9 protein-coding genes are annotated in these 13,194 nt (G+C 58.8%); 6 read left to right on the top strand and 3 right to left on the bottom strand.

Annotation, left to right across the window (positions count from 1 at the left end):
* Positions 1-27 precede the first annotated feature (27 nt).
* Complete coding sequence (locus JOE34_RS16390) at positions 28-1,119, bottom strand: sugar diacid recognition domain-containing protein (protein WP_003411518.1); 1,092 nt, start codon at positions 1,117-1,119, stop codon at positions 28-30.
* A 230-nt stretch (positions 1,120-1,349) separates the two neighbouring features.
* Between JOE34_RS16390 and JOE34_RS16385 the strand changes: the two genes are divergently transcribed.
* Positions 1,350-2,441: an alpha/beta fold hydrolase gene (locus tag JOE34_RS16385; RefSeq protein WP_209996866.1), complete on the top strand. Its 1,092-nt coding sequence runs from the start codon at positions 1,350-1,352 to the stop codon at positions 2,439-2,441.
* A 1,060-nt stretch (positions 2,442-3,501) separates the two neighbouring features.
* On the opposite strand, the gene JOE34_RS16380 is transcribed toward JOE34_RS16385, so the two are convergent.
* Positions 3,502-4,215, bottom strand: coding sequence for a FadR/GntR family transcriptional regulator (locus JOE34_RS16380; protein WP_046266433.1), 714 nt, complete (start codon positions 4,213-4,215; stop codon positions 3,502-3,504).
* A gap of 459 nt (positions 4,216-4,674) precedes the next feature.
* Between JOE34_RS16380 and JOE34_RS16375 the strand changes: the two genes are divergently transcribed.
* From JOE34_RS16375 to JOE34_RS16355, 5 genes are all read left to right on the top strand, one after another.
* Positions 4,675-6,000 (top strand): MFS transporter, encoded by a 1,326-nt coding sequence (locus JOE34_RS16375; RefSeq protein WP_003396445.1) that lies wholly within the window; start codon positions 4,675-4,677, stop codon positions 5,998-6,000.
* 64 nt (positions 6,001-6,064) lie between these two features.
* Positions 6,065-7,417, top strand: a complete 1,353-nt coding sequence (gene gudD / locus JOE34_RS16370) for a glucarate dehydratase (protein ID WP_209996086.1) — start codon at positions 6,065-6,067, stop codon at positions 7,415-7,417.
* Between the two features lie 152 nt (positions 7,418-7,569).
* Positions 7,570-8,223, top strand: a complete 654-nt coding sequence (locus JOE34_RS16365; RefSeq protein WP_024665344.1) for a DUF1345 domain-containing protein — start codon at positions 7,570-7,572, stop codon at positions 8,221-8,223.
* Between the two features lie 42 nt (positions 8,224-8,265).
* Entirely contained in the window at positions 8,266-9,222 is a 957-nt protein-coding gene (locus JOE34_RS16360) for a D-2-hydroxyacid dehydrogenase family protein (RefSeq protein ID WP_209996084.1), read from the top strand.
* Positions 9,223-9,643: 421 nt separating this feature from the next.
* Positions 9,644-10,786 (top strand): cellulase family glycosylhydrolase, encoded by a 1,143-nt coding sequence (locus JOE34_RS16355; RefSeq protein WP_024692841.1) that lies wholly within the window; start codon positions 9,644-9,646, stop codon positions 10,784-10,786.
* Positions 10,787-10,896: 110 nt separating this feature from the next.
* Here the strand turns inward: JOE34_RS16355 and JOE34_RS16350 are convergent, their stop codons facing one another.
* On the bottom strand, positions 10,897-13,023 hold the full coding sequence (locus tag JOE34_RS16350; RefSeq protein WP_198704437.1) for a TonB-dependent siderophore receptor: 2,127 nt from the start codon (positions 13,021-13,023) through the stop codon (positions 10,897-10,899).
* Between the last annotated feature and the right edge of the window lie 171 nt (positions 13,024-13,194).

Here is a 13,194-nt window from a genome sequence, read left to right as displayed (position 1 = left end):
TCTCGGGCGTTTGAACAAAACCCGGCTTCAGGTCTGGCGAGTGATCATCTGCGCCCCCAGGTACAGCCGCAGCAGGTCGTCGGTCTTGTAGGGATCGCAGCCCGTCAACTCGCCAATCTTCTCCAGCCGGTAGCGCAGGCTGTTGCGATGGATACCCAGCGCTTCGGCGCAGGCCTGACTTTCGCCGCTGTACTCGAACCATTTGCACAAGGTGTCGAGCAGTTGAGTATGCGTGTGCAGACGCTCCAACGGCTCGGCGACGTGTTCCGCCAGCCAGTCATGCCGGTAGCGCCAGAACAGCACCGGCAACCGATACGCTTCAAGACGCAGCAGACGCTGCGCCGGCCTTGCCTGGCTGGCGTAGTCGAGCAGATCCCGCGCTGCGGCGCAGGCCTGGCGCAGGGTGGGCAGGTCTGCCGATTGCGCCACGGTGGCCATACGCTGCACTGGCCAGTGGTGTTCATCAAACTGCTTGAGCAGCAGCGCATCGTCACGCTCCTTGCCCGTCGCGCGGCACCAGTACAGCAAGGTGGGCTCGCGCAGCACGCACCAGCTGTCGGCGTAGCGCGTGCCAAGCCATTTGGCAGCCTGGCTGGCAGCCAGCCCCTCCTCGCCAAACTGCAGCAGCACCACCTGACGCGCCATGTGCGGCTGCAAACCCAGCTGTCGTGCTTCATCCACCAGGCTGTCGGGACACTCCGGCAACAGCAGGCGAGCGAGCAGGTCTTCGCTGCGCTGCGCCCGCCATTGAAGATCAGCCTGCTGACGACGCTGTTCCATGAGCATCTCGGCAGTCATCTTCACCAATTCGCCATACACCCGCACCTCGTCCGGCTCGCCAGTGATACCGAGCACGCCCACCAGTTGATGGTCGAGCATCAGCGGCAGGTTGACGCCGGGCTTGACACCCCCGAGTTGCGACGCCGCCAGGGAATCGATTTCCACCACCTGCCGGTTGGCCAGCACTCGCTGCGCGCCTTCATGACGGGTACACAATCGCTCGGCATCACCGCTGCCGATGATGATGCCCAGGTAGTCCATGACATTGACGTTGTACGGCAGGATGGCCATGGCCCGGTCGACGATGTCCTGAGCCAGCGCTCGATCAAGGGCGAACATGAACGACTCCGGACGCATGGCGAGGCTTGCAATGGTTGGGCATATGGATACATTTTGTTGAAGTTATAGAACGCCCGAGTGTGCCTGAAAGTAGGCACGGGCGCGACGTACATGGCAGAGTGCCCGCGTCGACCTTTTGAACCCTCGAATATGTGTGCACAGGCCCCCTTTTGATCAAATTCCGACTCGCCAGCCTGCTGTCGCTGCTGACCCTGCAAGCCTGCACGTCAATGGCAGAAAGCGAAGAGCCAAAGCAACGCTTTGAAGACTACCGTCAGCAGACCCTCGAGCTGATCCGCAACCAGCGCAACTTCCAGACCGCCGACCACCAGGCCGAACTGGGCTGGAACGCGCCGCGCCAGTGGACCCCGAGCGGGACACCCAAGGGCGGCGTGCTGCTGGCGCACGGTCTGGGAGATTCGGCGTGGTCGTTTCATGACGTGGCACAGACGCTCGCCGCTCAGGGCTATCTGGTCCGAACCGTGCTGTTGCCGGGGCATGGCACCAAGCCCGAAGACATGCTCGACGTGCGCCTCGAACAGTGGCAGCAAGTGGTGCGCGAACAGGCGCAGTTGCTCGGTCGCGAAGTGCCGAAGGTTTATCTGGGCGGTTTTTCGACCGGCGCCAATCTGGTCCTCGATTACGCCTATGGTCATGACGAAATCGCCGGCCTGCTCTTGTTCTCGCCAGCATTTCGCTCCAACAGCGGCTATGCCTGGCTGACCCCGTGGATCGGCTGGGCACGACCCTGGCTTGCCGCGCCGAACGAAGGCCTGCGCCCAATGCAGACGCCGGTTCGCTACATGAACATGCCCACCAATGGTTTTGCGCAGTTCTATCGCAGCAGCGCGCTGGCCCAGGACCGTTTGCATCAGCAGCGCTATGACAAGCCGGTGTTCATCGCCATCGCCGAGCACGACTCGGTACTCGACACTGATTACGTGCTGGATAATTTCAGCCAGCGCTTCAGCCACCCCGCCAGTCGGCTGATCTGGTACGGCGACCTTCCCACCCGGGCTGCCAGTACGCCGCGCGTCGAGGTGCGCAAGGACTATCTGCCGGAATACCGCATCAGCCGCTTCTCACACATGGGCCTGCTTTTTTCAGCGGACAATCCGCTTTACGGCCTATCGGGCAGCCAGCGTATCTGCTGGAACGGCCAGAGCACGGCAGACACCGCCAAGTGCATGGCGGGCGAGCCGGTGTGGTATTCGGACTGGGGCTATACCGAGCCGGGCAAGATCCATGCGCGGCTGACCTTTAACCCGTATTTCGAGTGGCAGACCCACGTGATGCTCGGCGTGCTGAACGCAACGCCGTAGTACGCAACCGCCGCCCTTGTATTGTTGATACCGGGGGCCACGCCTATTTAGGAGCGAACTTGTTCGCGAAGGCGTCGTTTTGAGCGCCGAATCTTCTGCGGCTGTACGGGCCCTTTCGCGAACAAGTTCGCTCCTACATTTTGCCGTACGCTCAAGCATAGAGTGCTTTTGTAGGAGCGAACTTGTTCGCGAAGGCGTTGTGTTGAACGCCAAATCTTCTGCGGCTGTGAGAGTACTTTCGCGAACAAGTTCGCTCCTACATTTTTGCCGTACGCTCAAGCATAGAGTGCTTTTGTAGGAGCGAACTTGTTCGCGAAGGCGTTGTGTTGAACGCCAAATCTTCTGCGGCTGTAAGGGTACTTTCGCGAACAAGTTCGCTCCTACTTTTTTGCCATACGCTCAAGCATAGAGTGCTTTTGTAGGAGCGAACTTGTTCGCGAAGGCGTTGTGTTGAACGCCAAATCTTCTGCGGCTGTGAGAGTACTTTCGCGAACAAGTTCGCTCCTACATTTTTGCCGTACGCTCAAGCATAGAGTGCTTTTGTAGGAGCGAACTTGTTCGCGAAGGCGTTGTGTTGAACGCCAAATCTTCTGCGGCTGTAAGGGTACTTTCGCGAACAAGTTCGCTCCTACATTTTTGCCGCACGCTCAAGCATGGAGGGCTTCTGTGGGAGCGAACTTGTTCGCGAAGGCGTTGTGTTGAACGCTAAATCTTTTGCGGCTGTACGGCCCCTTTCGCGAACACGTTCGCTCCCGCATTTTGCCGTACGCTCAAGCATAGAGTGCTTTTTGTAGGAGCGAACTTGTTCGCGAAGGCGGTGTTTTGAACGCCAAATTTTCTGCGGCTGTAAGGGCCCTTTCGCGAACACGTTCGCTCCTGCATTTCTGCCATACGCTTGAGCATGGGGTGCTTTTGTAGGAGCGAACTTGTTCGCGAAGGCGTTGCTTTGAACGCCAAATCTTCTGCGGCTGTAAGGGTACTTTCGCGAACAAGTTCGCTCCTACATTTTTGCCGTACGCTTGAGCATGAGGGGCTCTTGTGGGGGCAAACACGTTCGCGCCTACTCCAGCGGGACCAGCCGCTCTCGGCTGTTGCTCAGGTGCGTCCACATCGCCGCGCGCGCGGCATCCGGGTCTTTGCGGCGAATGGCGCTGAGCAGTGCTTCGTGTTCGAGGTTGGCCAGATAGCCCTGATGCGCGAGGCTGTTGCCTGCCCGCTCGCTCGATGCAATGCGGCTGCGCGGAATGACCGCGCTGCCCAGGTGTTGCATGATCTCCAGAAAATACGGGTTGCCGGTGGCTTCGGCGATCAACATGTGAAAGCGTTTGTCAGCCTCGACACAGCTGTCGTCGTTGGCCAGGAGGTCCTGATAATCATCCAGCGCCTGACGCATAGCCGCCAGTTGCTCATCGGTACGGCGCACAGCCGCCAGCGCCACGGCCTGGGTTTCCAGGCCGATACGCAGTTCGATGATATCGCGCACTCTGGAAACGGTCTCGACCTTGAGCCGCAGCCCCGTCTGGTCACTGCGCTCGAGCACGAATGTGCCGATGCCGTGATGGGTCACCACCAGCCCGGACGCCTGCAATTTGGAGATCGCTTCACGCACCACAGTTCGACTGACGCCATGCTCGCGAACGATCTGGTTCTCGGACGGCAGCTTCTGTCCGGGTGCGATCTTGCCGAGCAGAATTCGCTGGCTCAGTTCGGTGACCAGATCAGTAGCCAGGCTGTGCTGACGGCGTTTGGGCGCTGTGCTGGCAGGCTCTTGCATAATGAATGAATCCTGACTTGTCTGTTTAAGCTGCCGTATCACGGCGGTGGCAGCGAGAATACTGGGCTGGGAGCGGCCAGAAGCCGGGTTTAACAGCCCTGCGCAGTTGTCTTACTTGTATTACAAGCATTCCCCGCCTGTCAAAGCGCCTGTTTCCGCGCATCTTGCCTTCCGTCAGCCGTTGCGCTCAACGGCACCCACCAAGCCCAGCTAATGCACACAAGCAAAACCCCTGTATTTATTGGTCTAAACTTCAATTCAACACGGTCATATATGCCGGGCACACCTGCACAACGGCGAGTGCCTCCGGTTTAATAATCTCGCAGATCATCACTGCCAAGGGATTGCACAACGGCTTTTTACTTGTATGATGACCGACAATGCGAAGGACACACTTCGCACATACCCGCATAAAAACAACGAGTGGGAGATTCAACTGTGAGCACATCCAATTCCAGGATGGCCGACGGCACAGGTTCGGTTCTGAATTCAGCCGTATCCAAGGTCAAACGTCACGTCCTGCCGCTTTTCGTCATCATGTTCATCGTCAACTACATCGACCGGGTCAACATCGGCTTCGTGCGTTCGCACATGGAGCATGACCTGGGTATCGGCGCTGCAGCCTATGGCCTGGGTGCCGGACTGTTCTTCATCGGCTACGCCCTCTTCGAAGTCCCTTCCAACATCCTGCTGCAGAAAGTCGGCGCGCGTATCTGGCTGACGCGAATCATGCTCACTTGGGGTATCGTCGCCGCCTGCATGGCCTTCATCCAGACCGAAACCCACTTCTACATCCTGCGCTTTCTGCTCGGCGTGGCCGAGGCCGGTTTCTTTCCAGGTGTGATCTACTACTTCACCCGCTGGCTGCCTGGCGTCGAGCGTGGCAAGGCGATTGCCATCTTTCTCAGCGGCTCGGCCATCGCCTCGCTGATCTCGGGCCCGTTGTCCGGCCTGCTGCTGCAAATCACCGGTTTCGGTCTGAAAGGCTGGCAGTGGATGTACTTCATCGAAGGCATGTTCTCGGTCGGTCTGTGCTTCTTCGTCTGGTTCTGGCTGGACTCCAAACCGCACGATGCCAAGTGGCTGACCCGCGAAGAACAGGATGCGCTGGTCAACGCCATCGATGCCGAACAGGCTGCCCGTGAAGCGGCGACGCCGGTCAAGGCCTCCATCGGCAAGCTGCTCAAGGACGGTCAGATCATTCTGTTCTGCCTGATCTACTTCTTCATTCAGCTGACGATTTACGCAGCAACGTTCTGGCTGCCGAGCATTATCCGCAAAATGGGCAGTCTGACTGACTTCGAAGTCGGCATGTTCAACTCGATTCCGTGGCTGCTGTCGATCATCGGCATGTACGTGTTCGCCACGCTGTCCGCCAAGTGGAAACGTCAGCAGGCCTGGGTAGCCATTGCGCTACTGATTGCCGCTGCCGGGATGTTCATGTCGACCACCGGCAGCCCGATCTTCGCCTTCGTTGCCATCTGCTTTGCAGCGCTGGGTTTCAAATCGGCTTCTTCGTTGTTCTGGCCGATCCCACAGGCCTATCTGGACGCACGGATCGCCGCTGCGGTCATCGCGCTGATCAATTCGGTGGGCAACCTCGGCGGCTTCGTGGCACCGACCACCTTCGGCCTGCTGGAAGAACACACCGGCTCGATCCAGGGCGGACTGTATGGCCTGACCGCCACTTCGATCATCGCCGCGATCATTGTTTTCGCCGCGCGCAATAACCCCAAGCCTGGCGCGACGCCGGTCGCCGCCATTCAGACGCCGGCAACCCACTGATGCACGTGCGCAGCCGCTTTTTCATCGGTCATATTTTCAAGGCCTTACGTTTAAAGGACCCGTCATGAACATTCAGCAATCCAATATCACCAGCAAGGCCCCCGTCATTACCGAGATGCAGGTTGTGCCCGTAGCGGGCCATGACGACATGCTGCTCAACCTGAGCGGCGCACATGGCCCCTACTTCACCCGCAACGTGATCATTCTCAAGGACAACGCAGGGCATGTCGGTGTGGGCGAAGTGCCTGGCGGCGAGCTGATTCGCCAGACGCTGGAAGACGCGCGATCGCTGGTCGTCGGCAGCAGCATTGGCACTTACCAGAAGATTCTTAACGAGGCACGCAAGGCGTTTGCCGATCGGGACTCCGGTGGCCGTGGCTTGCAGACGTTCGACTTGCGCATTGCCATTCATGCGGTCACCGCGCTGGAAGCGGCGCTCCTCGACCTGCTTGGCCAGCATCTGGAAGTACCGGTTGCGGCGCTGCTGGGCGAAGGTCAGCAGCGCGATCAGGTCGAAATGCTCGGCTACCTGTTTTATGTCGGCGACCAGCGCAAGACCGATCTGGCCTACCGCAGCGAACCGGAGGCCGACAACGACTGGTTCCGTATCCGCCATGAAGAAGCACTGACGCCGGAGGCCGTGGTGCGCCTGGCCGAAGCCGCGCATCAGCGTTACGGCTTTCAGGACTTCAAGCTCAAGGGCGGCGTGTTGAGCGGCGACCAGGAAATCGAAGCAGTGACGGCGCTCGCCGAACGCTTCCCCGACGCGCGCATTACGCTGGACCCCAATGGAGCCTGGTCGCTCAAGGAAGCGATCCGCCTGTGCCGCGATCAGCATCATGTGCTGGCCTACGCCGAAGATCCGTGCGGCGCAGAAAACGGTTATTCCGGTCGCGAAGTGATGGCCGAATTCCGCCGCGCTACCGGACTCAAGACAGCCACCAACATGATCGCCACCGACTGGCGGGAAATGGGTCACGCCATACAGTTGCAGTCAGTGGACATTCCACTGGCCGACCCGCACTTCTGGACCATGCAGGGCTCGGTACGGGTGGCGCAGATGTGCAACGAGTGGGGCCTGACCTGGGGCTCGCACTCTAACAACCATTTTGATATTTCCCTGGCGATGTTCACCCACGTGGCCGCTGCAGCGCCGGGCACTATCACCGCGATCGATACACACTGGATCTGGCAGGACGGTCAGCGTCTGACCAAGGCGCCGCTGCAAATCATCGGTGGCAAGGTCGAGGTTCCGAAGAAACCGGGGCTCGGTGTCGAGCTGGACATGGACCAGTTGGCCAAGGCTCACGAACTCTATAAAGGCATGGGCCTGGGCGCGCGTAACGACGCCGTGTCCATGCAGTTTCTGATCCCGGACTGGAAATTCAACAACAAGCAGCCTTGTCTGGTGCGTTGAATCGGTCTGACATTCGCCGTTGACTCGCCGCCTGTTCAACCTCTGGCTGGCACACGGCGCGCAACCCCCTTGCGCGCCGTTTTTTTTAATCGAATTTGGCTTGCCGAAGCGGCATGCTACTGTCTGGTAATGTCCAGTAACGATTAGACCGCATGCGCCATCTCGCCCGCACCCGCCCTCGCCTCACCCTTGCCGCTCTGGTCGGCCTGACCGCAGGCATCGCCTGGTCCTGGCTCATCCCTCAGTCGACACTGACCCAGAGCCTGCTGACTGGCTGGGACACGGGGGTTTGGCTTTATCTGATCATGATTTTCATCCGCACGCTGCGCAGCGACGCTGACGATGTGCGGCGGGTCGCGATGAGAGAAGACGAAAACGCGGGGGTCATTCTGGTGACGGTCTGCGTTGCGGCGCTGGCCAGCCTGGCCGCAATCATTTTTGAAATCGCCAACAGCAAAGGCCTTTCCAACGACGCCAAGATGCTTCACCACGCCTTCACCGGCCTGACGGTCATAGGATCGTGGCTGATGATCGGCGTGATCTTCAGCCTGCATTACGCACGCATGTTCTACACCTGGAAAGGCAAAGAGCCCGCGCTGGCATTTGTGGGCGGTGAAAAGAACCCCGATTACTGGGACTTTCTGTACTTTTCGTTCACCCTCAGCGTCGCGGTGCAAACCTCCGACGTTGGCGTAGCGACGCGTGAAATGCGCAAGGTCGTGCTCGGCCAGTCATTGATCTGTTTTGTGTTCAACACCGCGATTCTGGGTTTTTCGATCAACATCGCCGCCAGCCTGTTCAATTAGCGTTTGCCTTGAAAAACAATCCCGTCAAGAGGCCTTAAGACAATGACCCCATTGAAAATAGCGGTACTCGATGACTGGCAAAACGTAGCCAGCACTGTAGTGGACTGGTCCGTGCTTGATTCAGTGGGCAAGGTCAGTTTTCTGCATGACTACCCTGCCGATACATCGACCATGGCGCGGCGCCTGCGAGACTTCGACATCATTTGCGTGATGCGCGAGCGAACCCTGTTCGATGCGACAGTGCTCAGCCAGCTGCCGGCGCTGAAACTGCTGGTCACCGGCGGCATGCGCAATGCGGCGATTGATACCGCTGCGGCCAAGCGTCAGAGCATTGTCGTGTGTGGAACAGAAAGCTATAAGCATGCGGCACCGGAGCTGACCTGGGCGCTGATCATGGGCATCACCCGCAACCTGGTGGCCGAGGCCAACTCGTTGCGTGCCGGCAACTGGCAGGCAGGACTGGGCAGCGACCTGCATGGCAAAACCCTGGGCATTCTCGGCCTGGGCAGTATCGGTAAGTGGATCGCCCGCTACGGGCAGGCATTCGGCATGAAGGTCATTGCCTGGAGCCAGAACCTGACGCCAGAGGCTGCTGCCGAGTCCGGCGTCACCTATGTCAGCAAACAGCAACTGTTCGAGCAGGCCGATGTGCTGTCGGTACACCTGGTGCTCAGCGATCGCAGTCGTGGCCTGGTGGACGCAGAAGCACTGAACTGGATGAAGCCCGGCGCTTATCTGATCAATTCGTCACGCGGCCCGATCATCGATCAGGCCGCGCTGATCGAAACACTGCAGCAGCGCAGAATCGCCGGCGCAGCGCTGGACGTCTTCGACATCGAACCGCTGCCGGCCGACCACCCGTTCCGTACCCTGGACAACGTGCTGGCGACCCCGCACATCGGGTACGTCACCGAGAACAACTACCGGACTTTCTACGGGCAGATGATCGAAGACATCCAGGCGTGGCATGCGGGGTCGCCCATTCGGGTGTTTGGCTGACGAGCCCTGCAACATCAGGCTGTAACCTATGGATGCCACGCTGCTCCTGGGCGTTGCGTATCAGCCGCTTTAAAGCCTGATCACGGGCCGCGATGTCGGCCCTCGCTTCCAGGCCAGTAAACGACCAGCGCTTCGGACAGAAAAAGGCCATAACCGAATTAACCGGCCAGACTTTTGCTGCACGGAAAATGAGTTCTATACGAACCTGCTCGTCCAGTGGACAATGTGCGGGATACCGTTGCACCCTGAGCCCGAGCATCAATAAACAACAGAAACATGGAAACAGTCGCACAATCGTTCAATCAAGTTTCCGACGTGCTTATATGGACACTGTCATTTTAGAAGTTATCGCCTGCCTCGAGCTTCATTCTGCTGCTTCACCAGGCGCAGTCACTTTTCGCATAGACCACAGAGACATCCGATGAATATCCGCTCAGTCGGGCCACATGACAGCCTCATGGCAGCTAACGAAAAACCTGTCATGGCAGACAGGACCCCACAGCCGGCGAGCGCTGGCACGACGGCTGCAACTTCGGATACGCAGACGAAACTTGATACCTACACCCCCTCCGACAGGCGCTCCGCTGAAGCAGCGGAAACGTCGCCGGTCTATACCAAGGCCATGCTTAATGACGCGGCCCCTGTCAAAGACAACACGACCTCTGCCGAGCCAGATACAAAAATCAAAGACAAAGACAAGGTTTCCGCTTCAGACCCCGTCAAAACCCCCGAGCCCGTCTTGCGCGGAGGGGCCAACGTCAATCCTGATGATATCGCCACGCCTGCCGCTGCCACGAAGATGATTCAGGACCTGAAAGCGATTGGAGGCGGAACCTTGCGCTTTCAGATGACGCACGATCAGATCAAGGACGGCAGGCAGTTGGATAAGCTCAGAGCATTGCTCAGTGAAGGGGGCAAACAGGGTGTAAAAGTTCAGTTCACGTTCCGCGACGATGCGAACCAGGGTAGCGGAAACGTGCTGACGGGGGACAAATTGAAGGAGGCCGCGGCCGACATCAGTACCATTGTCAAAAGGTTTGGCAGTCGTACAGGCTTTGTACTGGATACCTTCCATCAGGGCGGTAAAAGCGCAAGTCAGGAATGGGCTGACATGCAGACCACATTAATTAAATCCGCGCGCGATGCCGGTTATAGAGGAAGTATTGTTGTCGAGGACAGCAATTGGGGGGGTGGCCTGACCGCAGGTCCGCAAAGCGGCCTGGTCAAGTTTGCCGTTCAATTAAAGGCTGCCAATGGCGACGACAACCCAGCCCTGATTGGAAGCTTTCATGTATATGCCAGAGAAAGCGAAGCCTCTTCGCGACTCGCCAGCCAGATCAAGGCATTGAAAGAAGCTGGCTATAAATTCCAGATTGGCGAAGTGGGTAATGCCAACCTGACAGCAAACAATACCTTCCAGCAAAAGGACGCCGCCACCAACGCCTTGCGGGATAATATGAGCGCTCTCAAAGCAGCCGGAGCGGATATTTTGCCCGGCAAGGAACAGTTCCAAGGGGGCAAACTTCGCCATCGTGCCGGTTTTTCAACGGCCGATCAGTACTGATGATGCACGGCCGCGTGTGCGCAAGGGCCGGTGCCCATGACACACGCTGCTGAACCTGCCCTTGAAAGGGTCAGGCTTTCTCCATCAGAACCCGATACCGGCACACGGCATCACAACGTATAGGCAATCCCCACCTGCACTGTCCGTGGAGCCCCCGGATAGGCATAGACATTGCCGAAAGAGCCTTCCTCATAGTCTGTGTCGAACACATTCTTCAGGTCCAGATTGAGCTTCACGTGCGGGTTGACCTTGTAATAGGCCAACAGGTCAAACACTGTATAGCTGTCCATCGAGAAAGAGGTGTTGGCTGTCCGCCCGGCGCGCTGGTCGACATAGCGACCGCCGCCGCCCAGGCCCAGACCACGCAGGGCGCCGTCCTGAAACTCGTAGACGTTGAGCAGGCTAAACGTTTGCTCGGGAATGTTCATCAACCGTGTACCGGAGCGTAGCGTGTTGTCCTTGGTGACCTCGGCGTCCACGTAGGCGTAGCTGCCCATTACCCGCCATTGCGGCGTCAGGTTGCCGACCACGTTCAGGTCCAGGCCGCGACTGCGCACCTCGCCCGCCGCCACACTGAACGTTGAATCGAGCGGATCGGTGGTCAGCACGTTACGCTTTTCGATCTGATAGATCGCCGTGTCGACACTCAGCTGCCCGTCCAGCGCTTCCCACTTGGTTCCGACTTCATAGGACTTGCCCTCCTCCGGCTTGAACCCGCCACCCAGTCGGCTGGCACCGCTGTTGGGCTTGAACGAGCGAGCGGTGGTGGCGTAGACGGCAAGGTCGTCGGTCAGGTCGTAGCTCAGGCCGAGGCGCGGTGTGACCGCGTTATCGCTGGCAGTCCAGCTGCTGGTGCCGGGCAGGAAAGAATCGTAATCGTGTTCGAAACGCTCCAGACGCACACCGCCCAGCAGCTTCAGGCGCTCGGTCAGGGCCACCTGATCCTGCACGAAGGCAGCCCAGGTCTTGAGGTTCTCCTTGTCGTGGGTTGTCGTTCGGGTCAGTGCCGGACGAGCCTGGCCGTAGACCGGATTGAAGAGGTCGATCGGGTAGGCACTGACTGCACCGCTGGAGCGTTGAATGATCGACTTGTAGTCATAATCTTCGTACTCGACACCGGTCAGCAGCGTGTGCTCGAAACCGCCCGCCGAAAAATGCCCGGTCAGATTCAGCTGCACATCGCGATCGGTCCATTCCAGCTTGCGATAGTTGAAGTTGCGCCCGAGGGTGCGACCGTCCGCCGCCAGCCCGTTGGCCTCGATGGCATCGCCTTGCAGGGAACCATCAAGGATCTGCACGCCACCGCCCAGCGTCCAGTCCGGGTTGAGGTCATGCTCGAAGCGCAGCTGTGCCATGTTGTTATCGTTATGCAGCTTGCCCACACTCTTCTCGCCGAAGAACGTGTCGCGGGAAGCGGTGCCCGTCTGGTTGGCATAACGCGTCAATCCACGATCCAGCGGCGCGTTATTGCGCATGAAGTCACCTTCGAAGGTGATGCGCGTGGCGTCGTTGACCTGCCAGCTCAATACCGGCGCCACACCATAGCGCTCGGTTTCGACGTGGTCACGGAACGTATCGCCGCCCTCACCCACGACATTCAGGCGATAGGCAAAACGGCCTTCATCATCCAGTGGCCCGGAGGCATCCAGCGTTCCACGCTTCATGCCCTGATCATTGAGCTGACTGCCCAAGGTAACGGAAGGCTCGGCCAACGGCTGTTTGGAAACTACATTGAAGGTGCCGCCCGGATCGCCGCGGCCATAGAGGGTGGTGGCCGGACCACGCAGCACCTCAAGGCGCTCGATGGTGTTGGCGTCCGGCATGTTCGGATAACCACGATTGATCGGGAAGCCGTTGCGATAGAACTCGCCAGTGGTGAAGCCTCGCACCGTGAATGTGGTCAGCCCCTGGCCGCCGAAGTTGTTGGCTCGCCCGACGCCACCCGCGTAGTCGAGAGCATCCTGCAAACGTGTGGAACCGATGTCCTCGACCGCTTCGCGGGTCACGACGCTGACCGATTGCGGGGTTTCGTGCAACGAGGTATCGGTACGCGTGGCGCTGGCGGACCGTGTGGCCCGATAACCATCGACCGGCCCTTGTGCCGTTTCGGCATTGGCGGCGCCCTGAATATCGATATTCTGCAACTCCATGGCAGGCTGGACGCCAGCCACCTGATCAGCCCAGGCCGCTTGAGAGATAGCCTGGATAACGCAAAGTGAAACGAGAGTACGACGCATCGACATGCAGCCCTTGGCAAGAAACCAGACCTCTTGGGACCTGGCAGGATTTTTTGCGAATAGTACAGATTCGTATTAACGCCTGATACAAATTCCCAAAAATACTCTTGCTCAGTCACCGTATGACGCTTAGCCAATGTGGCGATAAACAGGCAAACTGCGCTAATTGCT

This window comes from Pseudomonas sp. PvP028 (assembly GCF_017832255.1).
GTDB classification, from domain to species: domain Bacteria; phylum Pseudomonadota; class Gammaproteobacteria; order Pseudomonadales; family Pseudomonadaceae; genus Aquipseudomonas; species Aquipseudomonas syringae.
This window is presented reverse-complemented; position numbering and strand designations above follow the sequence as displayed.

Excerpts from the sequence above, each read along its gene's own strand:
- JOE34_RS16390 (WP_003411518.1), bottom strand. The coding sequence starts at position 1,119 with ATGTTCGCCCTTGATCGAGCGCTGGCTCAGGACATCGTCGACCGGGCC.
- JOE34_RS16385 (WP_209996866.1), top strand. The coding sequence starts at position 1,350 with ATGGCAGAAAGCGAAGAGCCAAAGCAACGCTTTGAAGACTACCGTCAG.
- JOE34_RS16380 (WP_046266433.1), bottom strand. The coding sequence starts at position 4,215 with ATGCAAGAGCCTGCCAGCACAGCGCCCAAACGCCGTCAGCACAGCCTG.
- JOE34_RS16375 (WP_003396445.1), top strand. The coding sequence starts at position 4,675 with ATGGCCGACGGCACAGGTTCGGTTCTGAATTCAGCCGTATCCAAGGTC.
- gudD (WP_209996086.1), top strand. The coding sequence starts at position 6,065 with ATGAACATTCAGCAATCCAATATCACCAGCAAGGCCCCCGTCATTACC.
- JOE34_RS16365 (WP_024665344.1), top strand. The coding sequence starts at position 7,570 with ATGCGCCATCTCGCCCGCACCCGCCCTCGCCTCACCCTTGCCGCTCTG.
- JOE34_RS16360 (WP_209996084.1), top strand. The coding sequence starts at position 8,266 with ATGACCCCATTGAAAATAGCGGTACTCGATGACTGGCAAAACGTAGCC.
- JOE34_RS16355 (WP_024692841.1), top strand. The coding sequence starts at position 9,644 with ATGAATATCCGCTCAGTCGGGCCACATGACAGCCTCATGGCAGCTAAC.
- JOE34_RS16350 (WP_198704437.1), bottom strand. The coding sequence starts at position 13,023 with ATGCGTCGTACTCTCGTTTCACTTTGCGTTATCCAGGCTATCTCTCAA.